The 16303-nt window shown below is 40.2% G+C and carries 13 protein-coding genes; 7 read left to right on the top strand and 6 right to left on the bottom strand.

Translation table 11 applies throughout. The annotated features are described in order from the left end of the window. Positions 1 to 5 precede the first annotated feature (5 nt). Positions 6 to 1898, bottom strand: a complete 1893-nt coding sequence (locus R2Q78_RS00880) for an ATP-dependent DNA helicase RecQ (protein WP_316788001.1) — start codon at positions 1896 to 1898, stop codon at positions 6 to 8. A 278-nt stretch (positions 1899 to 2176) separates the two neighbouring features. Here R2Q78_RS00880 and R2Q78_RS00875 point away from each other — a divergent pair, with 278 nt between their 5' ends. Further along, positions 2177 to 5419: an amidohydrolase family protein gene (locus R2Q78_RS00875; protein WP_316788000.1), complete on the top strand. Its 3243-nt coding sequence runs from the start codon at positions 2177 to 2179 to the stop codon at positions 5417 to 5419. 59 nt (positions 5420 to 5478) lie between these two features. Here the strand turns inward: R2Q78_RS00875 and R2Q78_RS00870 are convergent, their stop codons facing one another. From R2Q78_RS00870 to R2Q78_RS00860, 3 genes are all read right to left on the bottom strand, one after another. After that, the gene (locus R2Q78_RS00870; RefSeq protein WP_316787998.1) at positions 5479 to 7173 is read right to left on the bottom strand and encodes a hypothetical protein; all 1695 of its coding nucleotides are present in this window, start codon (positions 7171 to 7173) and stop codon (positions 5479 to 5481) included. 14 nt (positions 7174 to 7187) lie between these two features. Then, positions 7188 to 7967, bottom strand: a complete 780-nt coding sequence (locus tag R2Q78_RS00865; RefSeq protein ID WP_316787996.1) for an ABC transporter ATP-binding protein — start codon at positions 7965 to 7967, stop codon at positions 7188 to 7190. Between the two features lie 296 nt (positions 7968 to 8263). Next, positions 8264 to 9493 carry an aminoacetone oxidase family FAD-binding enzyme gene (locus R2Q78_RS00860; protein WP_316787994.1) on the bottom strand — a complete coding sequence of 410 codons (1230 nt, stop codon included), beginning with the start codon at positions 9491 to 9493 and terminating at the stop codon, positions 8264 to 8266. Between the two features lie 17 nt (positions 9494 to 9510). Here R2Q78_RS00860 and R2Q78_RS00855 point away from each other — a divergent pair, with 17 nt between their 5' ends. Continuing rightward, entirely contained in the window at positions 9511 to 10650 is a 1140-nt protein-coding gene (locus tag R2Q78_RS00855; protein ID WP_316787993.1) for a 5-(carboxyamino)imidazole ribonucleotide synthase, read from the top strand. A 1-nt stretch (position 10651) separates the two neighbouring features. Continuing rightward, positions 10652 to 11140: a 5-(carboxyamino)imidazole ribonucleotide mutase gene (gene purE, locus R2Q78_RS00850; protein WP_316787992.1), complete on the top strand. Its 489-nt coding sequence runs from the start codon at positions 10652 to 10654 to the stop codon at positions 11138 to 11140. Here purE and R2Q78_RS00845 read toward each other — a convergent pair. Then, positions 11137 to 11700, bottom strand: coding sequence for a YqgE/AlgH family protein (locus R2Q78_RS00845; protein ID WP_316787990.1), 564 nt, complete (start codon positions 11698 to 11700; stop codon positions 11137 to 11139). The genes purE and R2Q78_RS00845 overlap by 4 nt on opposite strands. A 45-nt stretch (positions 11701 to 11745) precedes the next feature. On the opposite strand from R2Q78_RS00845, the gene pdxH reads away from it, so the two are divergent. From pdxH to R2Q78_RS00825, 4 genes are all read left to right on the top strand, one after another. Further along, positions 11746 to 12396, top strand: coding sequence for a pyridoxamine 5'-phosphate oxidase (pdxH, locus tag R2Q78_RS00840; protein WP_316787988.1), 651 nt, complete (start codon positions 11746 to 11748; stop codon positions 12394 to 12396). 26 nt (positions 12397 to 12422) lie between these two features. After that, on the top strand, positions 12423 to 13313 hold the full coding sequence (locus tag R2Q78_RS00835) for a 3-hydroxybutyryl-CoA dehydrogenase (protein WP_316787985.1): 891 nt from the start codon (positions 12423 to 12425) through the stop codon (positions 13311 to 13313). A gap of 36 nt (positions 13314 to 13349) precedes the next feature. After that, the gene (gene ruvB / locus R2Q78_RS00830) at positions 13350 to 14372 is read left to right on the top strand and encodes a Holliday junction branch migration DNA helicase RuvB (RefSeq protein WP_136834677.1); all 1023 of its coding nucleotides are present in this window, start codon (positions 13350 to 13352) and stop codon (positions 14370 to 14372) included. Between the two features lie 115 nt (positions 14373 to 14487). Next, the gene (locus R2Q78_RS00825; RefSeq protein WP_316787982.1) at positions 14488 to 15996 is read left to right on the top strand and encodes a bifunctional GNAT family N-acetyltransferase/carbon-nitrogen hydrolase family protein; all 1509 of its coding nucleotides are present in this window, start codon (positions 14488 to 14490) and stop codon (positions 15994 to 15996) included. A gap of 35 nt (positions 15997 to 16031) precedes the next feature. Here the strand turns inward: R2Q78_RS00825 and R2Q78_RS00820 are convergent, their stop codons facing one another. Next, positions 16032 to 16283 (bottom strand): hypothetical protein, encoded by a 252-nt coding sequence (locus tag R2Q78_RS00820; RefSeq protein ID WP_316787981.1) that lies wholly within the window; start codon positions 16281 to 16283, stop codon positions 16032 to 16034. Positions 16284 to 16303 lie beyond the last annotated feature (20 nt).

Raw genomic sequence — 16303 nt, 5'->3', positions numbered from 1 at the left:
TAAGTTTAAAGATAGTAATTTTTACCGTCTGTTTTGATTTTACTGGCATCCAGCAAGTCTCTGATCCGATTGATGCGATCAATTTCATCTCCGGTCTTAATTGCATTCACCAGTTCAGATAGGCCATAAGGTTGGATTTGAAGCAGGGTAGCAATCTCAAAATCAATTTTATCACCCAGATGGTCATCATCATCTGCCTTTTTCTCTGACAAACAAACATCGCAAACTCCACATTTATCCCCGTCTGGCTCATCAAAATAACGGAGCAGCTGTACACTCCGGCATTCTTTTTTTATAGTGTAAGACAGTACAGCATTGACCTGGTCTGTCTGGATCTTTTTTCTGAGTTCTATATACTTTACATCAATATCAAGATGTAACAAATCTAGCCTCGGCCGTACATACTGCAGCTGAGGCTGATCTGTCTGCTGCAAATAAGACAATAAGCCCTGTTCCTCTAAAAATCTCAACTGCTTAACTATCTCATTAAAAGACGTCGACATCTTTTTCGCAATATCCGATTCCTGAATTTTGATGTAATGCTCAAATGCGCCGCCATAGGAACGCAATATGGTTTTAATCAATCGGTCGTAACCGGCATTTTCTATTTGAAAACGGTAAACATCTTCATGTCCAACAATAAAAAGCAGTCTGGAGGGCAAAAATATATTCTCAGACAACGTAATATATCCATCGTGCTCCAGGAACTTTAAAGCAGACAATGCTTTAATTACACCTATGTTAAACCGCTTACAGAAATCTGCAATATCAAAACCAAAACTCAGTCCTTCTCCGCTGCCAAAGGCCAGTTGAAAATAATTACCCAGATAATGGTATACTTTTTTGATCTCATCAGATGAAGGAAAACTATTTTTATATTTCCCCTCCAATGTCAACTGGTCACTTTTATTGGCCAGTAACACGCCATAAGACCTCTTTCTGTCTCTGCCTGCTCTTCCCGCTTCCTGATAATAAGCTTCCAGACTATCAGGCAAATCCAGATGAACCACAAAACGTACATCAGGTTTATCTATTCCCATTCCAAAAGCATTTGTAGCCACCATTACCCTTATGCGGTTTTGTTTCCAGTCCTCCTGCCTTTTAAACCGCTCTTCCTTTTCTACTCCTGCATGATAAAAATCGGAAGTAATGCCATTTCGTTGAAGAAATAATGCAATTTCGGAAGTCTCCCGCCTATTCCTGACATAGACCAATCCACTACCTTTTACATTTTTCACTATACTGAGAAGTTTCCTGTGCTTGTCCTCATCAGCTGAAACCACATAACTGAGGTTTTTCCTGGCAAAACTCTGTACAAATATTTTATGGTTTTTAAGGGCCAGCTTCTCTACGATATCATTTCTTACAAATTGAGTTGCCGTTGCAGTGAGTGCGAGCACTGGTACATCAGGAATAACTGTTCTCAAAGCATTCACCTGTAAATAAGGGGGTCTGAAATCGTATCCCCATTGAGAAACACAATGTGCCTCATCCACTGCAATCAGATTTACATTCATATACGAAATACGCTCCCTTACGAGTTCCGAAAGTAGGCGTTCTGGCGACAGGTATAAAAACTTGATCTTACCGTAAATGCAATTATCGAGTAAAATATCAATCTCGCGCTTGCCCATACCGGCATATATTGCTACCGCATTGATACCTTTGTTTTTTAAATTTTCAACCTGATCTTTCATCAATGCGACCAGTGGGGAAATCACTATACAGATCCCTTCCATCACCATAGCAGGTACCTGGAAACACAACGATTTCCCACCACCTGTGGGCATTAACGCAAGGGTATCATGGCCATCTAAAACTGATTTAATAATCTCATCCTGCAAAGGCCTGAAACTGTCAAATCCCCAATATCTCTTTAATATCTCCGCTTCGTTCATCTAATTGTGTTACTTCATTCTATCATTTACCGACATTCATCCTGAATCCGTCGTCGTCCTGAATTTCTTTTGCTCCACAGCTCCTTCGAGGTCAAGATTCCGAATTAGAAATGCGGTCTTGCAGGTGCGGGATCCTGAAATAAATTCAGGATGACGACATGGTTATAACATAACGTTCAGAAACATCCTCATTTTCTTGACCACAAAAAACATGACTTGTAAAACTATAAAAATGAACTGATATTATTAAATTGCGGGCTAATTAACCACCGCAGCGTATGAGATTATCATTTTTACTACTATGTTTCCTTGCTATAACCTATTTTTCTCATGCTCAGGAAAAAAAATGGGACATAGAAAAGTATCAGGGAACGACTAAAACGTTTTCAATTAATACAGATGAAGGTACATGGATGAACCTTGATGTCAGCTCAGATGGAAAAGACATCGTCTTTGATTTACTTGGCGACATATACATTATGCCCATCTCAGGTGGAACAACGACATTGCTCAGCGGTGGTATCGCATGGGACATTCAACCGAGATTTAGTCCCAATGGAAAATACATATCATATACAAGCGATAAAAGCGGGGCCGACAATATATGGATCATGAACCGTGATGGTTCTAATAAAAGGCAGGTTACTAAAGAAACTTTCCGTTTGCTGAACAATGCAACATGGACACCAAACAGTGAATACCTTATTGCACGCAAACACTTTACCGGATCACGTTCACTAGGTGCCGGAGAAATGTGGATGTATAACATATACGGAGGCGATGGTATCCAGCTCACCAAGAGAAAAAATGACCAGCAGGATGCCGGCGAACCAAATGTGGATCCTAACGGACGTTATCTTTATTTCAGTGAAGATGTTTCACCTGGTCCTAATTTCGAATACAGCAAAGATCCCAACGGATTAATCTATGCGATCAGACAGTTGGACATGACGACCGGAAAACTAAGCAATCTTATTGCTCAGGCCGGTGGTGCCGCACGTCCCCAAATCTCTCCTGATGGGAAACTGATGGCTTATGTAAAAAGGGTAAGATTGAAATCAGTTCTGTTTGTACAAAATCTAAAGACAGGCGAAGAATGGCCGCTGACAGAAGATCTATCTCATGACCAGCAGGAGACATGGGCAATATTTGGTGTGTATCCCAACTTCGCATGGACACCAGATGCCAAAAACATAGTTTTCTACGCCAGGGGGAAAATTAAAAAAATTGAACTGGCTTCGCTTATAACGGCGGATATTCCATTTCAGGTTACCAGTAACCAAACTGTGCAGGAGGCCCTGCATTTCCCTCAACAGGTATTTAACCCTGAGTTTACCTCAAAAATGATCCGTCAGCTGACCACCTCTCCTGATGGTAAATTCGTCATTTTCAATGCTGCCGGCTTTCTATATAAGAAAGACATTCCTAATGGAAATCCTGAAAGGATTACAGATGGTATAGACTTTGAATTTGAGCCCGAAATCAGTCCTGACGGTAAAACTGTGATTTATACCACATGGAGCGACGAATTTAAAGGTGCAATCAAAAAAACGGACATCAAGTCTGGAAAAACAGTAGCGCTTACAGACGAAAAAGGCTTTTATTATTCTCCTAACTTTTCAAACAAAGGCGATAAAATTGTATTCAGAAAGGGAATTGGCAACGATGTATTAGGCTATGCTTACGGTCGTGGGACGGGTATTTTTATCATGCCTACAAATGGAGGCACAAAAACCTTAGTATCTGAAAGTGGCATCAAACCCCAGTTCAGTACAGATGACAGCAGGATTTATTTTCAGGGAAATGAAGGTGGCAAAAAGGCATTAAAAAGTATCGACCTTAATGGGGCCAATGAACGCACGCATTATACTTCTACTTACGTCACACAGTTTTCTCCTAGTCCGGATGGAAAATGGCTGGCCTTTACAGAACTGTTCAATGTGTACATTACCCCGATGGTAACCATCGGCTCCCCACTGGAACTGTCTTCTTCCAACAAAAATATACCACTTACCAGGGTAACCAAAGATGCAGGGACTTATTTGCACTGGAGCCATGACAGTCAGAAGTTATTGTGGACATTGGGGGATCAATATTACAGCCGTGAAATTAAAAACACATTTAGTTTTATAGATGGAGCACCTCAAAACTTACCTAAACCAGACAGTACAGGTATTGCCATTAATTTAAAGCTGAAAAGTGATATCCCAACTGGTCTTACTGCATTAAAAGGAGCCCGAATCATTACCATGAAAGGCGATGAAGTTATTGAGGAAGGAACCATCCTGATTGAAAACAACAAAATCATTTCCATGGGAAAAGCGACTGAACTGGTTATCCCGGATGCGGCAAAAGTTATAGATGTAACTGGAAAAACCATCATGCCAGGTATCATTGATGTACATGCACACCTTCGTACAAGCCCTGATGGTATTAGTCCTACAAACGACTGGTCTTACTTAGCCAATCTCACTTTTGGTGTAACCACGTCTCATGATCCTTCCAGCAATACAGAAATGGTATTTAGCCAGTCAGAAATGATCAAAGCTGGCAGAATGGTCGGCCCCCGTTTGTACTCAACAGGATCTATCCTTTATGGTGCTGATGGAGATTTCAAGGTAGTTATCAATAGTTTAGATGATGCCCTGTCTCACTTACGCAGACTAAAGGCTGTGGGTGCCTTTTCAGTAAAATCTTATAACCAGCCACGCAGGGATCAACGCCAGCAGATTCTGGAAGCAGCCAGACAACTGAAAATGGAGGTTGTTCCTGAAGGAGGATCTACATTCTTCACCAATATGAATATGGTAGCCGATGGCCACACAGGTATTGAACACAGCATACCGGTAGCACCTGTCTACAAAGATGTTGTCTCGTTCTGGAACAACACTAAGGTTGCCTACACCCCTACTTTAATTGTTAGCTATGGAAGTCAATGGGGAGAGAATTACTGGTATGACCGTACAAATGTCTGGGAAAATGAAAGGCTGCTTAATTTTACACCAAGAGCTATTATTGATTCCAGAGCAAGAAGGAGAACGACCTCAGAATACGGAGATTATGGCCATATTGAAGTGTCTAAAGCAACCAAACAAATTGCCGATGGCGGCAATACTAAGGTAAACCTGGGTGCTCATGGACAAATTCAAGGTCTTGGTGCGCATTGGGAACTTTGGATGCTGGTGCAAGGAGGAATGACCCCTCTCCAGGCCATCAGATGCGCAACTATAAACGGTGCCTCATATCTAGGTATGAATCGTGAAATTGGTTCCCTGGAGGTAGGAAAGCTAGCAGATATGGTTATCATGGATGCCAATCCACTCGATGACATAAGAAACTCTGAAAAGATAAAATATGTGATGATCAATGGAAGAATTTATGACAGTCTATCTATGAATGAAATTGGTGGACACGAGAAATTACGCGGCAAACTATGGTTTGAAATGGGTAAAGGAATGGTTTATAGCTTCCCTACAGGAATTGCAGAAACCTGGACTTTTACCATTCCTAACTGCGAATAAGCGGCTACACATCTCTTGAATAATAAAGAAAACAGTTCACTCTTCGTTTTCTTTATTATTCATATCTCGTTAATTTCTATATTTCCCCAGGTCTGGCGTGTATAATAACGCATCATGAGCAAGTAAACTACAAGTGCCAGCAAAATACAAACCCAGATCACCATCTCCCACCTTGCCAAAAAATACTGACCGTAACCAATTATACCTACAAACACCAATATCATGAGCGAAGTCACGATACGCCCCCCAGATTGCTTGATCAGCACGGGCTTGGAAAACGGTAAACCTTTCACCATAAACAAAGCCATCACGATCCCATAGATCATTCCTACTATGGTTGCCAGTACTACATCATTGATCACTTGCGGACCCCAAACAAGTATACTGATTATTCCGATCAGCACACAATATGGCAAATAATATAGAATCATCACCACTTTGTACATACCAGATAATATTTTACCAGGTTCCGTAATCGGCAGGGCATAGTAAATCCAGGCAGGTTTATATTTTTCTGAAAAAGAAATGTGCTGCAATACCGCTGACATCACAAAAGTACAAAGATAGATCAGGAAAATATAACCCTTACCACTTTGTATTCCGGCTAATCGTTCAGAAACAGAACCACTTCCTGTCAACGTAAAATACAAGAAAAATATAGGTACATAAGCAAACGCCGGATATACCTTGATCTTAAATTCACGAGTTCTAGCTGCCAGTTTCCAGGTGATGCGAAAACCCGCATTCTCCACAGGACCAGATGTAAACAGATTAGAAAGACGTGCAACAATATCAGTATTTGGCTGATCCAGCTCTCCTTTAATTATACGAGTTGTACCTTCTGAAGTTGCCGATTCTGCCAGACTTTTATTGAAACCGGGAGCAAATACTTTTGCTACCAACCATAATCCGAGAAGAGGCGCCGCTAGTCCCAATATAGCCATCCCGGTGGTCAATACAGTCGCTCTTCCCGGGTGCATTACTACTTCACTCAAAGCTGCAATCCAGACAGGCGGTAAAAAGTACGCCCAATTGTAATGCAGGATGTTAAATTTTTCCAGCACTGCGCTATTGATTAGCCTGGGTAGTAATTGATATGCACCAAAAATCAAGATAGAAAACGCAATTTGGAAATAGCTTATGATATCTTTAAACTTTTGCGGAGAGACTACTTTCATCAAGAGCAGGTACATGACATTGACTAATAAAATACTGAGAAAGGAAGCCTGTATGATCTGCAACAAGAAGACGGGTACAGCCAGCAGCCCCTCAGTAAACCCAATGACTACAAGTCCTCCGAGTCCTTGCAAAAACGCGAGTCTGAATACGTAAATACTGATGTGCATAATACGGGATACGGCAAGAGTCCGGTCATTGACAGGCCTCGGCAACAAAATATACTGATCTCTGACATCTAACAACACTGTAGTAAAATCGGTGATCAGCGTAAGCGACATCATCACCATAAAGGCGCTGAAATATACCGTTTGTCCCAACATAGGTACATTGAAAAGCAGTAAAGTCAGGCCTATAAAGATACCCATCAAAACCGTAACCAATGACACAGCCAAGGAGCTACCGACCTTGCCATTACTTACCGATGCCTTGCGTCGACCACTCATCAACACATGCGGTCTCCTACCATCCATCAGCAACTTTAATTTTAAGATATGGTAAAGCTGATCCGTATTTACTCCAGTTTTTGCCAGCAAAGGCATCAATAGGCTGACCAGCTTAAGTAGTATTTTATCCATTCTGTATCCAATATTTAATTAAATGCATCAATGATCGCATCTGTTTCATTACCCGTCTCATCTCGCCCGGTAAGTTTAGCAAACACATGTTCCAGGGTATCAGCATGGTTTTGTTTGAGTGAATCGAATGTACCATCAGCAATAATTTCTCCTTTATTGATGAGCAGTATACGATCTGACACCTTTTCCACTACATCCATCATGTGGGAACAGTAGAATATTGTTTTCCCTTCTTTAGAAAGGCGCATGATCAGTTCTTTGATCATGATCACTGCATTAGCATCCAATCCAGACAAAGGCTCATCCAGAACAACAATCTGTGGATTGTGTATAATTCCCGAGATCAACAATACCTTCTGCTTCATACCTTTAGAGAAGGTATCCATCCGATCATGCAAGTTATTTCCGAGTCCAAAGGCATTCAGGAGTTTAGTACTCCTGGTCTTGAGGATCTCTTCATCTATTCCATGCAGCTTGCCCACAAAATCCAGATACTCCATTGGGGTCAGCACATCATAGAGCTCAGCATTTTCGGGGACATATCCTATTCTTTTTTTGATCTCCTGAGGATTTTCCTGCATACTGATTCCATCTACCAGTACCTCCCCTGAAAACTCTGGGATCAGCCCGGTTAAAATTTTAACTGTTGTAGATTTCCCTGCGCCGTTGGGTCCAATATATCCAATCACCTGTCCGGGATAAATATCCAGGGACAGATTTTTAAGAGCCACTTTGGAACCATAAGCTTTAGATAGGTTTCGGATTTGTATAATAGGGGTTTTTTCAGTCATCATTAAAGCATTAAAAAGATCTGCATGCAAGTATATGGTTAATTTGCGAATTCTTATCTTGTATCAATTAACATGTTTTTACGACACTCAATTGCGCATAAATGGCGCAGGAAGATTTTCATTAAGAGAAAAACAGAGACAATCCGCTCTTGTTCTCAATAATTGTTGAATTCATAAATTTTTAACAGATAGATAGTAGGGACATAACAGGGAGATATACAAAGTACTACGACAATGTACCTTAATTTAATTCATCAGAAATTTAAGTTTAAAATAGAGAAAATAAGAACAAGCAATAACTACAGGTTTTGTGCGATTACAAAACCACTGGCCCAGGCCCATTGAAAATTGTATCCCCCCAGCCAGCCAGTAACATCTACGCATTCACCGCCGAAAAATAAGCTCGGTATTTTTTTACATTCCAGAGTCTTTGATGAAAGTGCACTGGTGTCAATACCGCCCCTCATCACTTCGGCTTTATCATATCCTTTATCACCCGCCGGTTTTACTTTAAACAAATGAATGGTTTTATGAATAGATTCAAGTTCTACCTTTGTTAAAGAAGCCACCTGTTTGTCTATAGGAAGGAACTTACCTAGTGCTTCAGTAAATTTTTTAGGATAAATTCTATTGAGAAAAGTTGACAGTATTAATTTACCATTTTCTTTTCTTTCCTGCTCTATTAAATCAGTTATATTTTGTCTGGGCAATAAATCAATGTTGATTTGCTCTCCTCTTCTCCAATAAGAGGAAATCTGCAGAATAGCAGGCCCACTTAGTCCCCAGTGTGTAAAGAGGATGTTCTCTTCAAAAGATATTTGATCGTTACTGACTTCACAAAAAATGGAATTACCGGACAATTGTGCATACCATTCTTCATCTTTTCCCGTAATAGTCAGCGGTACCAGAGCAGGAGCTGTTTCAATGATATTTAGGTCATGTTTCCTGGCAAAACGCAAAGCAAAATCGGTTGCCCCCATCTTTGGAATAGGTAAGCCTCCGGTAGCAATAACCAGCTTAGGCGCCTTCAGCGCTTTTAAATTACCTTCCTTCAAGTATTTAACAGTAAAGCCCTCCTCCAAATGTTCAATATCTGTAACTGCTGCATCGCAGATGATCCGCTGGCCGAAGTCATTACATATTTCCGTAAACACAGCCACTACATCCTTTGCATTTTTGCCATCCGGAAAAAGCTGTCCCAATGTCTTTTCTTTACCCATGATGCCATAGGTCTCAAAAAAATTCACAGTATCATCAACGGTCCACTGTGTAAAAGCCGATTTAATAAAATGTTTATTATTAGATATAAACTGCTCATCATTGGCAAACAGATTTGTATAATTACAACGGCCGCCACCTGATATTAGAATCTTTGCACCTGGTTTATCGCTCTTTTCCAACAATATAACTTTTTTTCCAAGGTAGCCAGCTTGTACCGCACACATCAAACCGCAAGCTCCCGCACCAATAATTATAGCATCTGCATCCATCAATCCGTTTATATTGTTATTTTTGTGCAAAATAAGCATAACTTTTTCATATAGATATGGCAAAACAAATAAGTGATTTAAAATTAGGCATATTAGGTGGCGGTCAACTGGGCAGAATGCTGATCCAGGAAGCTATCAACTACAACCTGACTACTTTAATTTTAGATCCAGATACTGATGCTCCTTGTAAACACATCGCTAATTACTTCGAATGTGGCTCTATTACAGATTTTGATACGGTTTATAACTTTGGTAGAAAAGCAGATATCATTACCATTGAAATAGAGAAAGTAAATATTGAGGCACTTGAACAACTTGAAAAAGAAGGCAAACACGTATATCCTCAAGCCAGGGTAATACGCCTGATCCAGGATAAAGGTATACAGAAACAGTTCTTTAAAGAAAATGACATTCCTACAGCTCCTTTTCAGCTGGTAAATACGAAAGAAGACATTTTAAACAGCGACTTTGCGTTTCCTTATATTTTGAAGCAGCGCCGCGATGGTTATGATGGTAAAGGTGTAATGAAAATCAACAGCATAGCTGAAGTTGACAATGCTTTTGACGCACCTTGCCTGATTGAGCAGTTGGTAGATTTCGAAAAAGAGATTGCTGTGATTGTAGCAAGAAATCCTAATGGAGATGTTAAAACTTTCCCAATGGTTGAAATGGAATTCAATGCAGAAGCAAATCTAGTAGAATTCCTAATCTCCCCTTCTACCTATCCTGAGTCCGTACAGCACAGGGCGGAAACTATCGCAAAAAAAATTGCAGCAGCATTAAATATCACAGGTTTACTCGCAGTAGAAATGTTCATCACGAAAGATGGCGAGATCTTAGTCAATGAATTGGCTCCCCGCCCGCACAATAGCGGACATCATACCATAGAAGGCAATTATGTATCTCAATTTGAGCAACATTTACGTGCCATATTTAATCTTCCTTTAGGAGATACCCGTTCCATCAACAATGCAGTAATGATCAATCTCCTTGGTGAAAAAAATCACAATGGTGTGGCTAAGTATTCAGGGTTGGAAAAAATCATGGCAATTGATGGGGTATATGTACACTTATATGGGAAAAAATATACCAAGCCGTTCCGTAAAATGGGGCACATCACCGTGGTAGATCAAAATCGCGATGCGGCAATAGAAAAAGCAAACTATATAAAAAACACATTAAAAGTTATTTCATAACATGAGCGTACAGGTAGGTATTATAATGGGCAGCAAATCGGATCTTCATATCATGCAGGATGCCGCAGATATTTTTAAGGAATTTGGTATTGAATTTGAAATGACAGTTGTGTCTGCTCACAGAACTCCAGACAGGATGTTTGATTATGCAAAACAGGCTGCAGGACGTGGATTAAAAGTGATTATCGCCGGTGCAGGTGGTGCTGCGCATTTACCAGGTATGGTTGCTTCAATTACCGTATTGCCTGTAATCGGTGTTCCGGTAAAATCTTCCAATTCCATAGATGGGTGGGACTCTATCTTGTCTATATTGCAAATGCCGAATGGTATTCCGGTAGCTACAGTAGCACTCAACGCAGCAAAAAATGCTGGTTTATTAGCCGTTCAAATTCTATCTACCGCCGATTCTGCTCTTGCTGAAAAAATGCAAAACTATAAAGATGAGTTGCGCAAGAAAGTTGAAGAAACCGCCACAGAAATGGAAGGCTAATTTAAGTTAGGGTTTTGGGGAAACTTACTCACATGGGCGTATTTTGGTCCTAAGTTGATGATTACTTCTCTCCACACCTCTTCTTCATTATCAGAAAATACAACATCAGCATGGTACTTGTCTGAGACGATCCAGGTATTCTCTTCAATCTCATCTTTCAATTGCTGCTCTGCCCACCCGGAATAGCCTATAAAAAACTTAATTTCATCCGGACTGATACTGTTGTTATTGATCAGGATTTTTAAAGCTTCAAAATTTCCTCCCCAATAAATACCCTTGGCTATTTCTTCACCATCACCTATCTTATCATAACAGCGGTGAATGAAGTGAATCGTATCCGTTCCCACTGGTCCTCCGATATATACAGGAAAATCTGCTTCGCCCAATTCTGGAATCAAATCCTTAAGTAATAATGCACTGGGGTGGTTTAGAATAAAACCAACTGTACCCTCCTCCTGGTGTTCCGTAATTAACACCACAGAACGTTTGAAATTTGGATCCATTAAAAATGGTTCTGAAATTAATAATTTACCAAGAGATGGCTCTAATCGACTTAACATTTCGGAAATTTAGAAAAAATAAACAAACTAACCCTATTTTTGTACATGGAGCTTACTAAAGAAAACATACAAAACTTACGCCAAGATTATCGTGCTGCACAGCTTTCCGAAAATGATGTAGAAAGCAACCCCATACTGCAGTTTAAAAAATGGTTTGCAGATGCGATCAACGCACAAATGTATGAACCAAATGTAATGACCCTGGCTACAGCAGACAGCGATGGAAAACCGTCAGCCCGTATTGTCTTGTTAAAAGATTTTGATGAAAATGGATTTGTATTTTATACAAATTATGAAAGTAAAAAAGGACAGGATTTAATCGAAAATCCGCAGGCAGCTCTTGTATTTTTCTGGGCAGAACTAGAGAGGCAGGTAAGAATAGAGGGATTGGTAACTAAAGTTGATGCACAAACTTCCTCCGATTATTTTCATTCGCGCCCCATTGGCAGCCAAATCGGGGCCATGGCTTCTCCACAAAGCAGTATCATTAGTGACAGGTTTTTATTGGAAGAGAAAGTAAAAGAACTTACTGCTGAATATGCAAATAAGGAGATTCCCCGCCCTTTGCACTGGGGGGGATACCTGATAGAACCTACCTTTATTGAATTCTGGCAAGGTAGATCAAGCAGGCTTCATGATAGAATTGTATACGATCTTGTGGATGGTTCATGGATTATCAATAGATTAGCGCCATAAACTAAACTAGCATCATAAAAAACAAAATGAAAAACATCGCAGTTATAGGCTCGGGAACTATGGGCAATGGAATCGCTCATACTTTTGCTCAATTCGGATATCAGGTGAATCTTGTTGATATCAGTGACGACGCACTATCTAAAGCTTTAAGTACAATTAGTAAAAACATTGACAGACAAGTAAGTAAAGGCACCTTATCTGAAGATGAGAAATTAGATACATTGTCTAGAATTACACTATATACCGACCTAAGAGATGGTGTATCAGATGTTGGTCTTGTTGTTGAAGCTGCGACAGAAAACCTGGAACTTAAGTTAAAGATTTTTAAAGAAATAGATTCCTTTGCTAAGCCTGAAACCATTCTGGCCAGCAATACCTCTTCAATATCCATTACGAAAATTGCTTCAGTAACGGGTCGTGGCGACAAGGTAATTGGGATGCACTTTATGAATCCTGTACCGGTGATGAAGCTCGTAGAGGTGATCAGAGGATATGCAACAAGTGATGAAACTACTGAAGCTGTGATGGCGCTTTCCAGAAAACTGGATAAAGTGCCTGTAGAGGTGAATGACTATCCAGGCTTTGTAGCCAATAGAATACTAATGCCAATGATCAATGAGGCAATCTATACTTTATATGAAGGTGTGGCGGGGGTAGCAGAAATTGATACAGTAATGAAATTAGGAATGGCCCATCCTATGGGACCGCTCCAACTTGCTGATTTTATAGGTCTGGATGTCTGTCTGGCTATCTTAAATGTACTACACGATGGCTTTGGCAATCCTAAATACGCTCCATGTCCGTTATTGGTCAATATGGTCACCGCTGAGAATAAAGGTGTAAAATCCGGAGAAGGTTTTTACAATTATTCCAATGGAATAAAAGAGGCTACTATTGCTAGTAAATTTAGCAAATAGTACTTAACTTAATCGCTTTTATAGTAACTTTACGGTATGAATGAAAATCTGGATCCTTCTTCAGAAAGCCTTACCCCCACTGAACGTGATATAGAAAAAGTACTGCGCCCTCAGGCCTTTGAAGACTTTACCGGACAAGAAAAGGTGATGGAAAACCTGAAGATCTTTGTGAAAGCGGCTAAACTTCGTGGTGAACCCCTGGATCATGTTTTACTTCATGGCCCTCCGGGATTGGGAAAAACCACTTTATCTCTGATCATTGCAAATGAGATGGGTGTTGGTATAAAAGTTACCTCCGGCCCGGTACTGGATAAGCCTGGGGATCTTGCTGGGCTGCTGACCGGCCTGGATGAAGGTGACATTCTTTTTATAGACGAAATACACCGTTTAAGTCCCCTTGTAGAGGAATACCTGTATTCTGCTATGGAGGACTTTAAAATAGACATTATGCTGGAGAGCGGACCTAATGCCCGTTCTGTACAGATTTCCTTAAATCCTTTTACACTTGTTGGTGCCACTACTCGTTCAGGTTTATTAACCGCACCTTTGCGTGCTCGTTTTGGAATAAATTCCAGACTGGCTTATTACGACGCCAAGTTGCTAACCACCATCGTACTGAGGTCTTCTGAAATATTGAAAACACCCATTACAGATGAGGGTGCGTATGAAATTGCAAGAAGAAGTCGCGGTACACCTCGTATTGCGAATGCTTTGTTGAGACGAACCAGAGATTTTGCCCAGATCAAAGGCAATGGACAGATCGATACTGAAATTGCGCGTTATGCCCTAAATGCCCTGAATGTAGATGAACATGGACTTGATGAAATGGACAATAAAATATTGACTACCATTATAGATAAGTTTAAAGGCGGTCCTGTGGGGCTTAAAACCATTGCTACTGCTGTAGGCGATGATGAGGGAACTATTGAAGAGGTATATGAGCCATTCCTGATCCAGGAAGGTTTTCTCATGCGAACTTCCCGCGGACGTGAAGCAACGGAAGCTGCATATAAGCACTTAAAAAGAAATTTCCCCGGACAAACAGGGAAATTATTTTAGATCCCTAATTACCATCACGGCAGCGTTTTTGTAAGGTTAAATTCTATAAATTATTACCCCGCCGCTCAGATCTTCAAATATGAGGATATGATTTAAAGGCATTTAAGAACTATTTATGAATATAGAAACAAGAAAACTCACTTTAGAAGACTACGACGATCTTAAAGAATCTATGCTCCAGGCTTATGACACGCTTGGCGGACAAATCTGGAGCAAGTCGACCATAGCAAAACTTTTAAAGCTGTTTCCTGAAGGACAATTATGCATCGCAGTAGACGACAAAGTAGTGGCTTGCTCCCTCTCCATTATTGTTGATTACGATGAATATGGAGATAAACACACTTATCAGAACATTACAGGGAATTACGGTTTCAGCACCCATGATGCTAATGGAGATGTCCTGTATGGAATTGAAATATTTGTACATCCTGAGTACAGAGGGTTGCGATTGGGAAGAAGATTGTATGAAGCCAGAAAGGAACTTTGCGAAACACTGAACCTCAAAAGTATAATTGCAGGAGGAAGAATCCCCGGATATCATGAATACGCAGACAAACTGAGTCCGAGGCAATACATAGACAAGGTAAAAGCAAAAGAAATCTACGACCCTACGCTTACTTTTCAGATTTCAAATGATTTCCACGTAAGAAAAGTTTTAAAAAACTACCTACCAGGAGACCATGAGTCGAAAGAATTTGCCACACTTATTGAATGGAATAACATTTATTACCAGGGAATAGATGCTTCCGCACGCTCAGCAAAAACTATTCGTCTGGGTTTGGTACAATGGCAGATGCGGTTGTTTCCAGACATCGATGCATTTTATGAGCAGGTGGAATTCTTTGTGGATGCAGTAAGCGGCTACAAGTCTGATTTCATCATGTTCCCTGAATTCTTCAATACCCCCCTTCTTCAGCCATATAATCATCTTCCAGAAATGGAGGCTATGCGTAAGCTGGCTGAACAAACTGAGGAAATCGTACATAAAATACAATCATTTGCTGTTTCTTACAATGTGAACATCATTTCGGGCAGCATGCCGATATTGGAAAACAATAAGCTATACAATGCTACCTATTTATGTCATCGGACTGGAAAAACTGAAGAGTTTAGGAAAATCCACATCACTCCCAATGAACAAAAATACTATGGAATGGTGGGTGGCGATAAAATTCAGGTATTTGACACAGATTGTGGAAAAATTGGAATACTCATCTGCTATGATGTAGAATTTCCTGAATTGAGTAGAATTTATGCAGATCAGGGAATGCAGATACTGTTTGTACCTTTCCTTACGGATACTCAAAACGGGTATACGAGAGTAAGACACTGCGCCCAAGCCAGAGCTATTGAAAATGAGTGTTATGTTGCGATAGCCGGATGTGTAGGTAATCTACCTAAGGTTAATAATATGGATATTCAATTTGCACAATCCGCAGTATTTACCCCATCGGATTTTGCATTTCCAACTAACGCAGTAAAGGCGGAAACAACACCAAATACGGAAATGATGCTTGTAGTAGATGTGGATCTTCACCTTTTAGATGAGCTCCACCATTTTGGAACGGTCAAGATATTAAAAGATCGCCGTAAGGATCTCTATGAAGTAAGATTGTTAAAATAGCTATATCAAAAAAAGGGGTGTTATACACCCCTTTTTTATTTTCTAAATATAAACCAGCAGATCAGCAATATTACAATTAATACCGGAATCAGCCATTTCATTACCGGACCGGCGCCTTTGTCATTGTATTCTTCTACAGCCTGAGGAGATGGTCCAGGATCAGCTTCATGTTTAGCATAATCATGTTCTATTGGCTTATGAGGTTTATTAGGATCCTCAGCATGCCTTGCCTCTATATTTTCAATACTATCATTATGATCTTCAGGATTATTATTTTGATTTTCCATGATTTCTAAAATTTGGTTTG

Source organism: Pedobacter frigoris, from assembly GCF_032678645.1.
Classification (GTDB): Bacteria; Bacteroidota; Bacteroidia; order Sphingobacteriales; family Sphingobacteriaceae; genus Pedobacter; species Pedobacter frigoris_A.
Note: the sequence above shows the minus strand (reverse complement) of the source record. Positions and strands in the feature narration are given on the sequence as shown.